Below are 16,908 nucleotides of genomic sequence, written 5' to 3' on the forward strand. Positions count from 1 at the left end.
CTCTTTGCTCGGTATAGGTAGCATGCAACACTTGATTCAATTCATATTTGAAGAAAAAATATTTGTTAACATCTAGCATTTTACTATATTTGCAACACCAAAACGAAATCGAGCCTGACTCGTTGAATTTTGGAAGCGGCGCTCATAGCTTAATTGGATAGAGCACCTGACTACGGATCAGGAGGTTAGGGGTTCGACTCCCTTTGAGCGCACGTTATTAACATCAAAGCCTAATTCGATCCACGGATTAGGCTTTTATTTTGCAATAAACAAAATAACAGAAAGTTATGTTAAACCTTGTAATTTTTGGCCCCCCTGGTGCAGGTAAGGGCACACAGTCGGAAAAACTAATCGCTCAATATGGACTGCATCACATCTCTACTGGAGATATGTTTCGTGCGCATATTAAGAACGAAACTGAACTGGGCAAGAAGGTAAATCAAATTATCGCTGATGGTAATTTGGTGCCGGATTCGATTACTATCTCTATGCTTGAGCAGGAGATCAATGAGCATCAAGATGCAAAGGGTTTTATCTTCGACGGTTTTCCGCGTACGGTAGCTCAAGCAGAAGCGCTGGATCAGTTTTTAGAATCTAATGGACAGCCGATCAGTACGGTACTTGCGTTAGATGTTAGCGAAGAAGAGCTAACTACGCGTATTGCCAAAAGACAAGAAATCTCTGGTCGTGCAGATGATGCCGCTGATAAATTGAAAAAGCGTATTGAAGAGTACTTTAGCAAGACGATACACGTATTGCCGTACTACGAAAAACAGGGAAAATTAAATAAGATCGACGGTATTGGAGAGATTGACGAGATATTCGGCAACTTATCTAATGTGATCGATAAACATCAAGTAGGTTAATCTACAGTAATTATAATATTGATATGGCACAGGGTTCTAATTTTGTTGATTATGTAAAAGTATGTTGTCGTTCTGGCCACGGAGGTGCAGGCTCGGCGCATCTGCATAGAGACAAGTTTACTGCCAAAGGTGGTCCTGATGGCGGCGACGGTGGTCGCGGTGGCCATATCATTCTCAAAGGCTCCACCAATCACTGGACGTTACTGCATTTAAAATATCGTAAACATATTATCGCAGCCGATGGCGAACGGGGTGGCAGCGCGCTGCGCTCCGGTGCGACGGGTAAAGATGAAATATTGGAAGTACCGCTAGGTACAATTGCCAAAAATGCAGAAACCGGAGAAGTGCTCTTTGAAATCACCGAAGATGGTGAAACAAAAATCTTAACGGAAGGTGGTAAAGGCGGCTTGGGCAACTGGCACTTCAAGACACCGACGCAACAAACTCCACGGTATTCGCAACCTGGTATTCCCGGAAAAGAGGAATGGATGATCTTGGAGCTAAAAGTACTAGCGGACGTAGGTTTAGTTGGATTTCCGAATGCTGGAAAATCAACTTTACTATCCGTAGTATCTGCAGCTAAGCCAGAAATTGCGGATTATCCTTTTACCACGATTGTGCCCAACTTAGGAATTGTCTCTTATCGCGACAATAAATCCTTTGTCATGGCAGATATTCCGGGTATTATCGAAGGAGCGTCAGAAGGTAAAGGATTAGGTTATCGGTTTCTACGACATATCGAGCGAAATTCTGTTTTACTATTTATGGTGCCAGCAGATACTGATCGCACCATCGCTGAAGAGTACGATATCCTACTGCGCGAGCTTACTGCCTACAACCCGGAGTTAGTAGACAAGCCACGTTTGCTGGCGATTACGAAATCCGATATGTTGGATGATGAATTAGAAGAACAGATGAAAGCGCAAGTACCGCAAGATATTCCATACCTGTTTATTTCATCGGTTTCCGGTAAAAATATTCAGCAGCTCAAAGACGCTATTTACAAACAGATCGTAGGTTAATCAGATATGGCTCATTTTGATTTAAAAGAATTTTTGGATCAAAAAGTGGCTGAGTACAACCGTCCGGATTTTATTGAATCCGACCCAATCGTGATTCCGCATCGCTTTACTTTGAAGCAGGATGTGGAGATAATGGGGTTATTTGCCAGCATATTGGCTTGGGGACAGCGCAAGACGATTATCAATAAATGTACGGAACTGATTGCACGCATGCAGGGCGAACCATATGCCTTTGTACTGCATCATTCTGATCAGGATCTCGCAGGTTTGCTGGGGTTCAAGCATCGTACGTTCAACGATACGGATCTACTCTATTTCATAGCTTTCTTACGCCATCATTATACGCAGCACGACTCGCTGGAAATGGCCTTCGTATGGGGACAAGAAGATCGTGAACGTGTATCTGTAGAGCAAGCGCTAAATTATTTTAAATCCTATTTCTTTTCTCTATTAGACTATCCGGAACGCACGCGTAAACACGTTAGCTCGCCAATGCAGAAGTCAAGCTGCAAGCGTTTAAATATGTTTCTGCGCTGGATGGTACGTCGCGATGCACAAGGGGTTGATTTCGGAATTTGGACCAGAATCCGCCCAGCGGATTTGATATGTCCGTGTGATGTGCATGTAGAGCGCGTAGGACGAAAGCTAGGCATGATCACAACACCAACTGTCAACTGGAATATGGCGATGGAACTCACCGCTCAATTGCGATTACTGGATCCATTGGATCCAGTAAAATATGATTTTGCGCTTTTTGGATTAGGCGTCGAAGGTCGACTTTAAGCGACTCAAGATATGCACAATATCCACCATCCTACTCGAATAGCCGTATTCGTTATCGTACCACCCAACTACTTTTACTAATCCCCCAACGATAGACGTAAGCTGGGCATCAAACACACAGGAGTACGGATTATTAATGATGTCGACCGACACAATCGGATCCTCGGTGTAATACAGTATATTTTTCAGATCACCTTCGGCAGCTGCTTGAATTTTTCGTTGATTTTTTCGACGGTCGTCGGTTTGGCCAGGGTACAGGTGAAATCCGTCAAAGAACCATTCAAAACCGGTACACGAATGCCGGCACCACCGAGCTTGCCATCCAAGTGGGTAAATACATTGGTAATAGCTTTTGCTGCTCCTGTCGAGGTCGGAATAATCGATGAAGAAGCCGCGCGTGCGCGTCGCAAATCTCGATGTGGGGCATCGTGTAAGTTCTGATCTCCTGTCATGGAGTGCACTGTGGTAATATAACCATCTTGAATAGCCCAGTTATCGTCTAATATTTTAACAAGTGGTGCTACATTGTTTGTAGTACAGGAGGCATTTGAGAATATCGGCGCATTCCAATCAAACGTAGCATCGTTGATGCCTAAAACTACCGTTGGAATTTCCTTATCTGGTGAAGGTGCAGAAATGACAACTTGTCGAGCACCAGCGGTGAGGTGTTTCGCGGCTGCAGCAGATGTGGTAAAGTATCCAGTCGATTCTATCACTAAATCTATTCCTAGTATCGACCAAGGTAATCGCTCAGGATCTTTTTCATTTAAAATCTGTATCGATTGTGTTCCAATTTCTAGATGACCATTCTCATGAGACACAGGCATAGTAGCAGGACCATGTACCGAGTCGTATTTGAAAAGATGAGCCAGCGTTGCGGCATCGGCCAGATCATTGATCGCTACCACCGTAACACCATCCAATTCTCGCTGAAGTAAATGACGTAGGGTGTGCCTACCTATTCTTCCGAATCCATTGATTGCAATCCTCATTTATACTATTATTGTACGAAGGCTGTCAAGATTTCTTCTATACTTTTTTCTCCGACCCAATGCGTTTTTAAGTTGCCATCCGCTCCGTATACATAATTTGCCGGAAACATGTTTGGAATATGAAATTTGCGGATAAATTCCTGATTTCTGTCGTACAACATTTCAACATTTGGTTTACCATCCAGCTCCTTGCCAAATGAAGGTAAGAAGTTAACCATTAAACCGGGGTCGTTCATGGAAATGTATAAGATATTGATGTCTTTAATCTTATCATAATTTTTGGATAAGGCTTGGGCCTCCTGCTGGCAATGCCCGCATGATGGGTCAAACAAGATGAATACTGTATTCTTACCGCTTGGGATATCTTTTTTCTCATATCCAAATCCTGATTTTACTTTGTAAAACTTGAAATCCGGGATACTAGCTGTTGGATCTTGTTCTTCAGGCTGCGCCGGTGGAGGAGTTTGCCCATGTGTAGCAGCCGATTCTGTGTGTGTACTATGGTCGTGTCCTTCGTGCGGATCTGCTACCTGATTATTACTGTTATCATTATTGTTGCAGGCCGATATCATAAGGGCGATAGCAACAGCTACTATTGAAAATTTACCTTTCATCATTGTCGTCTAAATACGGTTCAAAGCTAATTAAAAATGGGGAATATCGACAATAGCTTGCCTGCTAAATATGTCATAGACCTGCTATAATAGTATTACTTAGCACCGTATGGCTATGTATAAAAAAAGCATTGCCACTCGGGAGAGTGGCAATGCTAAACTAACCAATTATTAACCTAAAATTATGAATAGTCAAATATACGCCAAGATTGCTCGGTTTGCAATTGCTTTAACTTTTGTTAACCCTTACTTCGCATCATGATGAAAAAGAGCGGGCTTTCTATTTTTAGAAAGCCCGCTCTTTTTTTGTATAGAAACTATCTTATCCGATTAGTTTGTTACTGCTTTTGTTTCTTTCACCTTTGGTGAACTTTCTTGCACCGCACTATCGTCTGGTGTCAAGTCGTACATTGTAGGTGCTGCGATAAAGATGGATGAGTAGGTTGCTACAATAATACCGATCAAGATCGCGAAAGAGAAACCTCTAATCACCTCGCCACCGAAGATAAACAGTACCGCCAATACAAAGATCAACGTCAACGACGTAATGATAGTACGGCTTAATGTAGAGTTGATCGCTTTGTTGATCGTGCTGCCTAAGTTTTCGTTTTTACCAAAAGGTTTTGATAAGTATTCACGAAGGCGGTCAAATACTACGACGGTGTCATTTACTGAGTAAGCTAATACGGTCAATAACGCAGCTACGAAGTGCTGATCAATATCTAAAGAGAATGGCACTAAACCATCTAACACCGAAAAGATACCCAATAATACGATACCATCGTGTGTAGTAGAAATGGCCGCAGACACTGAATATTGCCATCTGCGGAAACGGATCAATATATACGCAGCGATGATTAAAATAGAGAATATAGCTGCATAGATTGCACGGTCACGAATATCACTAGCAATAGAAGGACCAACTTTTTGTTGCGAAAGTATTTCGTATTTGTTGTCACCGACTTTTGATAACCCTTCATTCAGCTTTGCCAATACTTCGCCATCGGCTTCGTCACTGGTTTCTTCGATGTGATACGTCGTAGTTACTTTAATCTGGTTTTCGCTACCGAAGGTTTTTACCTCGGTAGTTAGTCCAAATACAGCATCTAAATTGCTGCGTACATCCTCTAAGTTTACATTATTATCGTAACGTACGGTGTACGTACGACCACCTTGGAAATCTACACCAAGAGAGAATCCCTTCGTGAAGATCGAGATGATACACAGTATAGATACTACGATCGAAATAGTGAAATATAATTTTCTTTTTGCTACAAACTGGAAGTTGGCATTTTGCAATGTATTCGCAGACCAAGGGAAAGACACAGAAATCTTTTTGCCCTTATCTAACAAGTATTCGAAAATTAAACGAGAAATGAAAATCGCTGTGAACAATGAGGTAATGATACCAATGATCAACGTCGTTGCGAAACCTTGAATAGGTCCAGATCCGGTGAAGAACAAGATGACACCTACTAATAATGTAGTGATTTGTGAATCGAGAATCGACGGCATTGCATGCTTATAACCATCTGCAATGGCTTGACGCATGGATTTACCAAGACCCAATTCCTCACGAATACGTTCATAGATTAGCACGTTCGCATCGACGGCGGTTCCCATTGTCAATACGATACCGGCAATACCTGGTAAGGTTAATACTGCATTCAGCGAAGCTAGAATTCCTAGTAAGAAAAACACGTTGAATACCACAGCGATGTTGGCAGCAATACCTGCACGGTTGTAATACGCTACCATGAAAATCATGACAACAATAAAACCAATTACTGCTGAATTGACACCAGCGTCAATCGCTGCCTGACCTAAGGAAGGTCCGACGATCGCTTCTTCTACGATTTTTGCGGTAGTAGGAAGGCGACCTGCTTTCAATACATTGGCCAAATCTTTGGTATCATCGATCGTAAAGTTGCCAGAGATAGAAGAGTTGCCACCTGGAATCTCCTCATTCACCGTAGGTGCCGAATAAACGACGCCATCTAAGATAATCGCGATAGAAGCGTTGCTTTGTGCGGCTTGTGCTGTGATGCGTCTCCATTGACGAGCGCCTTCGGCATTCATTCCCATAGATACAACAGGTCTGTTGTTCTGATCGAAATCGTCGCGTGCTTCGGTGATTACGTCACCTGTAAGTACGGCACCTGTCTCGGTATTACTTGTTTTTATCGCAAAAAGTGATAAAAAATCAGGTGAGTTGTGTTCCGGTTTTACAGACCACATAAATTTTAAGTTCGAAGGAATCATCGAACGTACTTCAGGGCGAGTTAAGTATTGGTTAACGCGTGCGGTATCCTTCAAATGTGCATAACCTACTGTTGCACCAGGCGTAAGTGAAGGTTGTCCGTTTTGCCCTTGGTACACGGAAGGATTTAGAATTGCAAACAGCGGATTTTGCTGCGCTAGCTGCGCTTGTACTGCTGAAGTATCTGTCTCATTGTTCTTCGCACCTAAATTGGCTAATAGGTTAGCATCTGAAGCAGTGCTATCTGTAGCGGTAGTATCGTTGCTTGTTGCTGAAGCAGTGCTTGTTTTATCATTACGCAAAGCTGCTGCTAAAGTTTTGTCGATATTTTCCAATAATGGGTAGACATCAGGGTTGCTATGCGTTTCAAAAAACTCCAATTTAGCGGATCCTTGTAGCAATTTACGAACGCGATCTTCGTCTTTAATACCCGGAAGTTCGACTAAGATACGGTTAGTACCTTGCTGAATCTGGATGTTTGGAGAAGCTACACCGAACTTGTCGATACGCGTACGCAAAACTTTGTATGAATTTTCGATGGCATTGTCTGCTTCGCGTTTCAGCCAAGTGCGAACTTGACCTTCTGAATTGTTAGCATTAACAGATGCTGCATTATCTTTTGTAGCAAAGAAAGAGGCAATCGGTGTGCCTGAACCAGATGCTTTGTACTCATCTACAAATAAGTCGATCAACGACGTATTAGTCGATTTGCTTTTAGCTAAAGCACTTTCCAACGATTTGTTGAAAGCTTGATCCTTTGGATTGTTCGCTAGGTTACGGATCAACTCATCGAGTGAGATTTCCATCGTAACGTTCATACCACCTTTAAGATCTAGTCCTAAAGCAATCTCCCGTGCTTTCGCTTCGCGATAGGTATACTTGGCCACACCAAGATTGTACACTACCTGCCCAGCAACCGAATCCAAATACGCTTTTTCTTTGAGCATGTCGCCCTGTGCGTATTCTGCGGCATCGCTTTCCACTTTTCTGGTTACAAAAGTGAAAGATAGGGAGTAGAGGCATGCTAACGAAACCACTACTACCAAAAATTTAATCAGCCCTTTACTCTGCATTTCTATCAGTCGTTATAATTAAGATTTGTTGTATTTTCAGTTTAATAATAAAAATATTCAAGATTTGCAAAGGTATAAAAAAATGGAAAAAACAAGAGTATTATCACAAACAATTGACGGTTAAGTTTGTGTTCGCCATAATGTTTAACAGTATAGCAAAAGAAAGCGCTCCTTTTGCATAGCAAAAAGAGCGCTTTCTTATTATTTGATTTTTTTTTAGTTCAATGTAAATTTCAAACCGATGCTGAAACGAGCTGGCTCAAAGTTTGATCTGTTCGTTAAATTCCACCAAGGCTTCCAGTCAAAGTGCATAGCTAAGGGCGCTTGAGGGACTTTGAACTCTAGACCGGCTGCTGGACGAAGCGCGAAGTAAGTTCTTTCATTATTAAAACCGATTTGCGGACCTACACCTAAATACCATGTTAGTCCATTAGCGCCTTGTATTGCTTGGTTGTACGAGTAATCTACTCCTAGAATAGTTGCGCCACCACCAAATAAAACCTGTGCATTTGCTGCGTTATTGCCGCCAAAGTTGTGCTTAATTTGTGGACCTACGAATGTACGGCCATCTCCTAAATCAATACCTAAACCAAGGGCTGTTCCGTACGGAGTCTGTGCTTTTGCTTCTTGTGCGCTAAATGCAAGTGCAAATGCAGCGCCTAATGATAGTAGTACCTTTTTCATAGTTGATGTAATTAGATAACTTAATAATTTTTGTATTTGATATGGCGACAGGTGAGCAATTACCCTGCCAAAAGGCATAGTGTTGCGCAAAATTCTGAAGATAAAATTAATTTTAAACTGGACGCTCTTGATATAATCATATTTATTCAGTACTTTTGTCTGGCAAATAGAAATCCCTTTAGATATTTGCCCATGCAACTAGACCCACACAAATTTGTAGCAGAAGGACTTACTTACGACGACGTACTATTAGTTCCAGCTTATTCGGAAATCTTACCTCGCGATGTTGATACAAGTACCTATCTGACGCGTAAAATCAAAATTAACATTCCTTTAGTATCTGCTGCGATGGATACCGTTACAGGTGCTGATCTTGCTATCGCGATAGCGCAGGCGGGCGGCATTGGTATGTTGCATAAGAACATGACGATTGAAGAGCAAGCGGCCGAAGTTCGTAAGGTCAAGCGGTCGGAAAGTGGCATGATTCAAGATCCAGTGACATTAACTACGGATGCAACTGTTGGTGATGCTTTCCAGATTATGCGTGACCACAAAATTGGTGGTATTCCTGTAATTGATTCAGCTGGCAAATTGCAAGGTATTGTGACGAATCGCGATTTACGTTTTCAAAAAGATATGCGTAGACCGATTGCTGAATTGATGACCAAAGCTAATTTGGTGACTGCTCCAGAAGGGACTGATTTGATCCGTGCTGAAGAAATCTTGCACGATTATAAAATTGAAAAACTTCCGGTGGTGGATAGTAATGGCGTGTTGAAAGGGTTGATTACGTTTAAAGATATTCAGAAATATAGACATTATCCTAATGCAGCTAAAGATGAGCACGGTCGTTTGTTAGTCGGTGCTGCAGTCGGTGTGACGCATGATACGATCGAGCGCGTCGATGCACTTGTTAAAGCAGGCGTTGATGTAGTTACGATCGATACCGCACATGGTCATTCTTTGGGAGTAATCAATAAGTTGAAGGAAGTGAAAGCTGCTTATCCTGATTTACAGGTTATTGTTGGTAACATCGCAACAGGTCGTGCGGCAAAAGATTTGGCAGAAGCTGGAGCAGATGCTGTAAAAGTGGGAATTGGTCCAGGTTCGATATGTACCACACGTATTATTGCAGGAGTAGGAGTGCCTCAATTATATGCCGTTTATGAAGTAGCGAAAGCACTGAAAGGAACAGGAGTACCATTGATCGCAGACGGCGGTATTAAGCAAACAGGTGATATTGCTAAAGCGATCGCAGCTGGCGCAAATACGATTATGGCGGGTTCTCTTTTTGCCGGTGTGGAAGAAGCGCCTGGAGAAACGATCATCTACGAAGGTCGGAAGTTCAAATCATACCGTGGAATGGGTTCGGTCGAAGCTATGGAAAAAGGTTCCAAAGATCGTTACTTCCAAGATGTGGAAGAGGATATCAAGAAACTCGTGCCAGAAGGTATTGTGGGCCGTGTACCATTCAAAGGCACATTGGCTGAGGTGGTGTATCAATACATTGGCGGCTTGCGCGCTTCGATGGGCTACTGTGGTGCAGCAAGCATTGAACGTTTGCAAGAAGCACAATTTGTTAAAATTACTGGTGCCGGTTTACGTGAATCGCATCCGCACAATATTCAAATTACCAAAGAAGCGCCAAACTACAATAGTCGCGGCTAAGGTTTATATTGCTATAACATGCAATCCCGCTCCGAAAGGAAGCGGGATTTTTCTTTGATACATAGTGCAGATTCTCAACTTGGGTAGGGCTTCCTCATTTGCATCTTTCATCATAAATTAATACATTGCTGATATAGAGTTTAAATCTTAATGTTCATTAAAACTAGAAACTATGGGTAAAGGTGATAAGAAAACGAAAAGAGGAAAAATCATTACAGGGTCTTACGGAACAAGTAGACCAGGAAAAAGAACAGAAGGGCGAAAACCTTCGGACACGACAGCCACTAAGAAAGTAGAAGCATAAAAAATGGGCGAACATCTCGATGTTCGCCCATTTTTTATGCTAGTTTATAACAGGTTTACTGCGCTGCTGCAAACCAAGCTGTCACTTCTTCCTTCGAAGGCATGGACAGATCGAGTTTTAATTTCTTGCGCATTCCGCCCAAGTCATTAAATACCTTATTTGGATTCGCCTCTTTCAAGGATTCGATAGTCTCAAACCCCATTTTTTGTAAGACAGGAATCCAGCCAGCAGGAATACCCAATGCAGCAAATTCGTCGTCGGCAGATACTTTGCTGACTTTCTCAGGACGCATCTGCGGGAAGAATAATACTTCTTGAATAGAAGGATTATTGGTCAAGAACATGATTAAGCGATCCATGCCAATTCCTAATCCTGAAGTAGGTGGCATACCGTACTCTAATGCACGCAAGAAATCCTGATCGATAAACATTGCTTCATCATCACCTTTTTCGGAAAGCGTTAGCTGATCTTCAAAACGTGCACGCTGATCGATCGGATCATTCAACTCCGAATACGCATTGGCAATTTCTTTACCACATACCATCAATTCGAATCGTTCTGTCAATTCCGGATTATCGCGATGTTTCTTCGTTAATGGCGACATTTCAATAGGGTAGTCGGTGATGAAAGTCGGCTGAATGAAATTGCCTTCACATTTTTCGCCAAAAATTTCATCAATCAACTTTCCTTTGCCCATTGTCTCGTTTACCGCGATGCCCATGCCCAAGGCTGCTTCGCGCAATTGCGCTTCAGATTTTCCAGAGATATCAAAGCCTGTAAACTGCTTGATCGCATCAGTCATCGTTACACGTGCATAAGGCGCTTTGAAATCCACTTTGTGCTCGCCAAATGTAGCCTCAGAAGTACCATTTACTGCAATCGCACAATGCTCCAATAGTTTTTCAGTGAACTCCATCATCCAGTTGTAATCCTTGTACGCTACGTAGATTTCCATAGCAGTGAATTCTGGATTGTGCGTACGATCCATTCCTTCATTACGGAAGTTTTTAGAGAATTCATATACACCGTCGAATCCGCCTACGATCAGTCGTTTTAGGTATAATTCGTTCGCGATCCGCAGATAAAGTGGAATATCCAACGCATTGTGATGTGTTACAAACGGACGAGCCGCCGCGCCACCTGGTATAGATTGTAGTACCGGAGTTTCTACCTCCATATAGCCTGCGTCATCAAAAAATCGACGCATCGCACTGTAAAGCTTCGTGCGCTTCACAAAAATTTCTTTGTTTTGTGCATTTACAATCAGATCCACATAGCGCATACGGTAGCGTTGCTCCGGATCGGTGAAGGCATCATATACTTTGCCATCTGCCTCTTTTACGATAGGTAATGGGCGCAAAGCTTTAGTAAGTACTTTAAGCTCTTGTACATGTATACTGATTTCGCCCGTTTGCGTAGTAAATACATACCCTTTAATACCGATAATGTCGCCAATATCTAAAAGTTTCTTAAAAACAGTATTGTATAGCGCCTTATCTTCACCAGCACAGATATCGTCGCGCTTCACATAAGCTTGAATGCGTCCGGTAGAATCCTGTAATTCTACGAAAGATGCGCTACCCATGATCCGGCGGCTCATAATCCTTCCTGCAAAACTGATGTTCTTATAGTTTAACTTATCTCTTTTGTAATTTTCCGTGATATCGGCTGCGGTTACATTGACTTCAAACTCCTCGGCAGGGTAAGGGTTTATACCTAAATTGATAATGCCTTGTAAATTCTCCCTGCGTTGCTGTTCCTGTGCGGAAAGTGCCATATGATTTTCTTTTTTCTTATTTTTCCAATTGCAAACTTAGGAAATTTAAAGGGCTAAATTGACTTAAAATTGCGTTACATGATGTCAGGCCCATTCCTGAGGGACAATGCAACATTATTTACTGAAATGTTTGATTATGTTTGCGAAATACGTTAACTTTGCACCTCAATTATTGAGTATACAAGTAATCATAAGATAAAATGAAAAAAGATTTGCATCCATCAAACTACAGATTAGTAGTCTTCAAAGATATGTCTAACGACTACGCTTTCTTGACAAAATCATGTGTAGATACAAAAGAGACGACCACTTGGGAAGATGGTAACGAGTATCCATTGGTCAAATTGGAGATTTCCCACACTTCGCACCCATTTTATACCGGTAAAATGAAGTTGGTAGATACAGCAGGACGTATCGACAAATTCCGCAGCCGTTACAACAAGAAGTAATAATCTGTCAATACAGATGTATACATATAAAAGTCTCGATCAATACGATCGAGACTTTTTTTGTTTACGTATTTACGTTATCAGCACACCCATGAACAGCATGTAGTACCTCTGCTATAGTTTTGTATCTTTATGCCATGATCGATAGTGTGTTTCTGTTTGATGATGCGCCGTGGCGCCGTCAATTATTGCCATTGGTCGCTACACGACCAGTCTCAGATCTTCGAGTAGGTATCAATACGATTGCGCAGAAATGGGCATGGTACACCAAAAATAAGACGATATTCTTTCTTACCGTAGATTATCTGCGTGGAAAGTATGGTAATTCGATCGATCAGCTCGCATCTGCAATTGTTATCAAAGGCAATGTGATACCCAATGATCGATTGGTGGAAGAAATCCGAAACTTATCGGTCGGCACTGTCTTGATGACGCAGGGCGAATGGATTGCATGTAATATTGATAAATTACATGATTTTACGCCCTTACTTTTGAGTACCTTACGAGCAGTAGAATATAATGACTTGGTGCGATTTATTAATTATCCTGAAGATGTTTACCGCGTCAATGCAATTGAAATAACCGAAGATTTACGAAGAAATTTTTCCGATACTAACTCAGGGTCATTACCAAAACACAATACATACTACGGCGATCAAATAAAAATTGATGGAGTACATTCGTTTCGTGGTGCTACGCTCAACGCCGAAGAAGGGCCAATTTACATTGGCGAAGGCGCAATATTAGAAGATGGTATATCGATTAAGGGGCCAGCTGCGATTTGTGCAGGTGCCCGCGTGAAAACAGGATCTCGGATTTATCCCAACGTCACGATCGGGCCTGGCTCAACAGTTTGCGGCGAGATCAATAATACGGTGATTTGGGGCAACTCGGCAAAAGGACACGAAGGTTATTTGGGCTGTGCCGTTATTGGAGAAGGTTGCAACCTGGGTGCTGGTACATCTAATTCCAATTTAAGAAATGATTGGAAGAATGTGCGACTGTACGATTATGCTAGCCATGCGTATCGGGATACAGGTATGCAAAAATGCGGTATGATCATGGGAGATTTTGCGATGGTTGCTATCCACACACGCTTTACCACTGGTACGGTAGTTGGTGTTGGAGTGCAGGTGGCATTATCAGGTTTTGTGCCCAAGTTCGTTCCGGACTTTCTATGGCTTACAGATACGAATGCCACAAATTATCAGTTGGATAAGTTCCTGACGATGCTGGAACGTGCCGGTGCGAAAAAAATTAATACGATGAATCCTTTGGATTCCCGTATCTTTGAATATCAGTATACTGATACGGATTATTTAAGAAAAGAGTATTTATACAAATTATCAAAATAAAAATTATGCGTAAGAATATCGTTGCAGGAAATTGGAAAATGAATTTAGACTATGAGTCTGGTGTGAGCTTATTTTCAGAAATTGTAAACATGGCTAAGGATGAAGTGATTGGTGCTCAGGAGGTCGTTGTTTGTAGTCCTGCTATACATTTATCTAGTATTGCAAAACTGGCAAATGGTGTCAATAATGTGCATGTAGGTGCGCAGAACATTCACCAAGCAGAGTCTGGAGCGTACACGGGCGAAATTTCGGCCTCGCAGGTGAAATCTGTTGGTGCTGCATATGTTATATTAGGCCATTCAGAGCGTCGTGCTTACTTCCACGAGACAAATGCTTTATTGGCAGAGAAGGTAGATGCTACGCTTAAGCATCAGTTAAAACCTATTTTCTGTATTGGCGAGACCAAAGAGGAGCGTGAGTCAGGTAGTTTTTTTGATGTTATTAAGGCACAATTAGAGACAGCTTTGTTCCACCTTTCTGCAAGCGATTTCGCACAAGTAGTATTGGCTTATGAGCCAGTTTGGGCAATTGGAACTGGGCTAACTGCATCGCCAGAGCAAGCACAAGAAGTGCACGCTTTTATTCGAGCTACGGTTGCCGAAAAGTATGGTGAAGCGGTAGCAGATGCTACATCAATTCTTTATGGCGGAAGTTGCAATCCGTCAAATGCAGAAAGCTTATTTTCACAAAAAGACATTGATGGCGGTTTGATCGGCGGTGCTTCACTGAAATCACGTGACTTTTTGGATATCGTGAAGGTATTCAACACTAAATAAATATGAAATATACATCAGTTGCTTTTTCATCTTCCGACATGGAAGTGTGGCAAAAAGATCTACTGATAGCCGAATTAGGTGTTATAGGCTACGATACGTTCGAAGATTCTACGGATGGTTTCGTAGCTTATATTCCATCGGCTAATCTGGATATTCCTGCATTAGAAGCTTTGCTGGTTCGCGAGGCGACAGATTACGAGGTAGATTATCAGGTGCAAGAAATAGAAGATCAAAATTGGAATGTGCTGTGGGAAAGCAATTTTCAACCCATTACGGTTGACGATCGCTTGTATGTGCGGGCTACATTTCATGAGTCGCAACCGCAGTATGAGTATGAGATCGTAATCGATCCAAAAATGTCTTTTGGAACCGGACACCATCAAACAACAGCGATGATGTTATCCTACGTGCTGAATGCCGATTTGAAAGATGCATCGGTATTAGATATGGGATGTGGCACTGGAATCCTTGCCATTGCGGCAGCAAAACGTGATGCTAAATCTATTCTCGCAGTCGATTATGATGAAATCTGCGTTCAAAGTGTGATTGAGAATAGTGCTTTAAATCATGTGAAAAATATTGATGTGGTATTGGGTTCTCAGGAGCAGATCATCGGTAAGCGGTTTGATGTGATTTTGGCTAATATCAACCGAAATATTTTATTTGACCAAATGGAAAGCTATTCTGATTGCTTGAATACGAATGGCAAGCTTTATGTGTCAGGGTTTTATGAGGGTGAGGATTTGGAGATGTTAAAACAAAAGGCACTTTCATGTGGTTTGACATTCAATAATCATCACGTTTTAGATCGTTGGTGTTCTGCGATGTTTGTAAAATAGTAGCAAGATAGGTTAGTAAGAGATATGCGTGTACATTTTATAGCGATTGGTGGTAGTATCATGCACAATTTGGCCATTACTTTGGCCGAGCAAGGTCATCAGGTGACTGGTTCAGACGATCAGATTGTAGAGCCATCAAAATCACGTTTGGAGAAAGCTCAACTTTTACCATCGGAGTTAGGTTGGTTTCCCGATAAAGTCACCGAAGAGCTCGATGCCATCATCTTAGGCAAACATGCGTTGGAGGATAATAGCGAGTTAGAGAAAGCTCGGCAGCTAGGGGTGAAAATTTATTCATATCCAGAGTTCGTATACGAGCAAAGTATCAATAAAACTCGAGTTGTCATTGCAGGTACTTATGGTAAAACTACCGTTACCAGTATGATAATGCACGTTTTAAAGAAGATGGAGGTAGATTTTGATTATCTGGTAGGTGCTCAGTTGGAAGGTTTTGATTCATTGGTGAAGCTAACCAATACGAATCCGCTTATCATCATTGAAGGTGATGAATACTATGCTTCGACTTTAGATAATCGTTCAAAATTCCACTTGTATCATCCTAATATCGCATTGATAACGGGTATCGAATGGGATAGTTTTCGCACGGTAATATCGAGTGAAGATTACTTTGATCAATTTCGAAAATTCATCGAGAGTATAACACCTAAAGGAACATTAATCTATAATAAAGACAATGCAAGCCTTCATCAGATTTTAGAAGAGACGAAGGATCTGAAGTTCAATAGGCACGGTTACAAATTGCCAGAATATAGCATTAATAAAGGAGTGACATCTGTGACAGTGTGTGGTCATGAATATTCTTTAAAGGTTTTTGGTAAGCATAATCTATCCAATATCGTCGGTGCTTATACTGTTTGCGAATGGCTTGGCGTAAAAAGGAATGAGTTTTATACGGCTATTCAAGATTTTAAGAGCTCTATACGCTATTTGGAGTTTGTGGCAAGTGGTAATGGTAGTGTCGTTTACCAAGATTTTGCGCATAGTCCATCTAAAGTGAAATCCAGCATACATGCGATAAAAGAGCAATTTCCGGCAAAAGCCCTTGTTACTTTTATCGAGCTTAATCCATATGATGCCGTAGAGGAAGAACTGATGATGCAATACAAGCACAGCATGCAAGAATCTGATCATGCGGTAGCTTTTGTTAATTTAAATTCATACAAAGAAAAAAATATTACCACTGTAGAACTGGAGGATCAGCTTGCTAAAGCGTTTGATCATCCTTCGTTCCACATCATTAATGATGTGGTTGAGTTAGAGTCTTTTTTAGAATCATTTCGTTCAAATGGGTATAACTTGCTCTTTATGAGTTCTAACACTCATAATGGTATTAATATAGCTAGTCTTGCTGATAAATTTTTGAAAGAGGCGTAGAATTTTCTTGTTTTATTTCTGTGTTTTATATTTTTTAGTTAAATTTGCTCT

14 protein-coding genes, 1 tRNA gene and 1 pseudogene are annotated in these 16,908 nt (G+C 41.6%); 11 read left to right on the forward strand and 5 right to left on the reverse strand.

Annotated elements, in window-relative coordinates; all coding sequences use genetic code 11:
- Positions 1 to 138 precede the first annotated feature (138 nt).
- The 4 genes from A0125_RS06025 to A0125_RS06040 all read left to right on the forward strand — a co-directional run bounded on the left by A0125_RS06025 (position 139) and on the right by A0125_RS06040 (position 2,671).
- Positions 139 to 212 (forward strand) — tRNA-Arg (locus A0125_RS06025).
- Between the two features lie 75 nt (positions 213 to 287).
- Entirely contained in the window at positions 288 to 866 is a 579-nt protein-coding gene (locus tag A0125_RS06030) for an adenylate kinase (RefSeq protein WP_066753618.1), read from the forward strand.
- Positions 867 to 889: 23 nt separating this feature from the next.
- Positions 890 to 1,888 carry a GTPase ObgE gene (obgE, locus tag A0125_RS06035; RefSeq protein WP_066753620.1) on the forward strand — a complete coding sequence of 333 codons (999 nt, stop codon included), beginning with the start codon at positions 890 to 892 and terminating at the stop codon, positions 1,886 to 1,888.
- Between the two features lie 6 nt (positions 1,889 to 1,894).
- Positions 1,895 to 2,671: a TIGR02757 family protein gene (locus A0125_RS06040; RefSeq protein WP_066753623.1), complete on the forward strand. Its 777-nt coding sequence runs from the start codon at positions 1,895 to 1,897 to the stop codon at positions 2,669 to 2,671.
- Here A0125_RS06040 and gap read toward each other — a convergent pair.
- The 4 genes and pseudogenes from gap to A0125_RS06060 all read right to left on the reverse strand — a co-directional run bounded on the left by gap (position 2,648) and on the right by A0125_RS06060 (position 8,294).
- Positions 2,648 to 3,663, reverse strand: a pseudogene (gap, locus tag A0125_RS06045) (type I glyceraldehyde-3-phosphate dehydrogenase). The gene A0125_RS06040 and the pseudogene gap overlap by 24 nt on opposite strands.
- Before the next feature lie 8 nt (positions 3,664 to 3,671).
- Positions 3,672 to 4,280, reverse strand: coding sequence for a redoxin domain-containing protein (locus A0125_RS06050; protein ID WP_066753625.1), 609 nt, complete (start codon positions 4,278 to 4,280; stop codon positions 3,672 to 3,674).
- Between the two features lie 327 nt (positions 4,281 to 4,607).
- Complete coding sequence (secDF, locus tag A0125_RS06055) at positions 4,608 to 7,610, reverse strand: protein translocase subunit SecDF (protein WP_082784923.1); 3,003 nt, start codon at positions 7,608 to 7,610, stop codon at positions 4,608 to 4,610.
- A gap of 216 nt (positions 7,611 to 7,826) precedes the next feature.
- Positions 7,827 to 8,294, reverse strand: a complete 468-nt coding sequence (locus A0125_RS06060; RefSeq protein WP_066754260.1) for a hypothetical protein — start codon at positions 8,292 to 8,294, stop codon at positions 7,827 to 7,829.
- A gap of 192 nt (positions 8,295 to 8,486) precedes the next feature.
- Here A0125_RS06060 and guaB point away from each other — a divergent pair, with 192 nt between their 5' ends.
- Together guaB and A0125_RS15350 are read left to right on the forward strand one after the other, a co-directional pair.
- Entirely contained in the window at positions 8,487 to 9,962 is a 1,476-nt protein-coding gene (gene guaB, locus A0125_RS06065; RefSeq protein ID WP_066753628.1) for an IMP dehydrogenase, read from the forward strand.
- 172 nt (positions 9,963 to 10,134) lie between these two features.
- Positions 10,135 to 10,266 carry a 30S ribosomal protein THX gene (locus A0125_RS15350; protein WP_082784924.1) on the forward strand — a complete coding sequence of 44 codons (132 nt, stop codon included), beginning with the start codon at positions 10,135 to 10,137 and terminating at the stop codon, positions 10,264 to 10,266.
- Between the two features lie 55 nt (positions 10,267 to 10,321).
- Here the strand turns inward: A0125_RS15350 and lysS are convergent, their stop codons facing one another.
- The gene (gene lysS / locus A0125_RS06070; RefSeq protein ID WP_066753629.1) at positions 10,322 to 12,043 is read right to left on the reverse strand and encodes a lysine--tRNA ligase; all 1,722 of its coding nucleotides are present in this window, start codon (positions 12,041 to 12,043) and stop codon (positions 10,322 to 10,324) included.
- A gap of 200 nt (positions 12,044 to 12,243) precedes the next feature.
- On the opposite strand from lysS, the gene A0125_RS06075 reads away from it, so the two are divergent.
- From A0125_RS06075 to A0125_RS06095, 5 genes are all read left to right on the forward strand, one after another.
- Complete coding sequence (locus A0125_RS06075; RefSeq protein ID WP_066753631.1) at positions 12,244 to 12,492, forward strand: type B 50S ribosomal protein L31; 249 nt, start codon at positions 12,244 to 12,246, stop codon at positions 12,490 to 12,492.
- Between the two features lie 137 nt (positions 12,493 to 12,629).
- Positions 12,630 to 13,847, forward strand: a complete 1,218-nt coding sequence (locus A0125_RS06080; protein WP_066753633.1) for a putative sugar nucleotidyl transferase — start codon at positions 12,630 to 12,632, stop codon at positions 13,845 to 13,847.
- A gap of 5 nt (positions 13,848 to 13,852) precedes the next feature.
- Entirely contained in the window at positions 13,853 to 14,623 is a 771-nt protein-coding gene (tpiA, locus tag A0125_RS06085; RefSeq protein ID WP_066753635.1) for a triose-phosphate isomerase, read from the forward strand.
- Positions 14,624 to 14,625: 2 nt separating this feature from the next.
- Complete coding sequence (gene prmA, locus A0125_RS06090; protein WP_066753637.1) at positions 14,626 to 15,462, forward strand: 50S ribosomal protein L11 methyltransferase; 837 nt, start codon at positions 14,626 to 14,628, stop codon at positions 15,460 to 15,462.
- A gap of 24 nt (positions 15,463 to 15,486) precedes the next feature.
- Positions 15,487 to 16,857, forward strand: coding sequence for a Mur ligase family protein (locus tag A0125_RS06095; RefSeq protein WP_066753639.1), 1,371 nt, complete (start codon positions 15,487 to 15,489; stop codon positions 16,855 to 16,857).
- The last annotated feature ends 51 nt before the right edge of the window (positions 16,858 to 16,908 follow it).

This window comes from Sphingobacterium populi, assembly GCF_001586775.1.
In the GTDB taxonomy this organism is placed as follows: Bacteria; Bacteroidota; Bacteroidia; order Sphingobacteriales; family Sphingobacteriaceae; genus Sphingobacterium; species Sphingobacterium populi.

Coding starts and splice junctions, on each gene's coding strand:
- guaB (WP_066753628.1), top strand. CDS start 8,487: ATGCAACTAGACCCACACAAATTTGTAGCAGAAGGACTTACTTACGAC.
- tpiA (WP_066753635.1), top strand. CDS start 13,853: ATGCGTAAGAATATCGTTGCAGGAAATTGGAAAATGAATTTAGACTAT.
- A0125_RS06040 (WP_066753623.1), top strand. CDS start 1,895: ATGGCTCATTTTGATTTAAAAGAATTTTTGGATCAAAAAGTGGCTGAG.
- obgE (WP_066753620.1), top strand. CDS start 890: ATGGCACAGGGTTCTAATTTTGTTGATTATGTAAAAGTATGTTGTCGT.
- A0125_RS06030 (WP_066753618.1), top strand. CDS start 288: ATGTTAAACCTTGTAATTTTTGGCCCCCCTGGTGCAGGTAAGGGCACA.
- secDF (WP_082784923.1), bottom strand. CDS start 7,610: ATGCAGAGTAAAGGGCTGATTAAATTTTTGGTAGTAGTGGTTTCGTTA.
- A0125_RS06050 (WP_066753625.1), bottom strand. CDS start 4,280: ATGATGAAAGGTAAATTTTCAATAGTAGCTGTTGCTATCGCCCTTATG.
- A0125_RS06060 (WP_066754260.1), bottom strand. CDS start 8,294: ATGAAAAAGGTACTACTATCATTAGGCGCTGCATTTGCACTTGCATTT.
- A0125_RS15350 (WP_082784924.1), top strand. CDS start 10,135: ATGGGTAAAGGTGATAAGAAAACGAAAAGAGGAAAAATCATTACAGGG.
- A0125_RS06075 (WP_066753631.1), top strand. CDS start 12,244: ATGAAAAAAGATTTGCATCCATCAAACTACAGATTAGTAGTCTTCAAA.
- A0125_RS06095 (WP_066753639.1), top strand. CDS start 15,487: ATGCGTGTACATTTTATAGCGATTGGTGGTAGTATCATGCACAATTTG.
- A0125_RS06080 (WP_066753633.1), top strand. CDS start 12,630: ATGATCGATAGTGTGTTTCTGTTTGATGATGCGCCGTGGCGCCGTCAA.
- prmA (WP_066753637.1), top strand. CDS start 14,626: ATGAAATATACATCAGTTGCTTTTTCATCTTCCGACATGGAAGTGTGG.
- lysS (WP_066753629.1), bottom strand. CDS start 12,043: ATGGCACTTTCCGCACAGGAACAGCAACGCAGGGAGAATTTACAAGGC.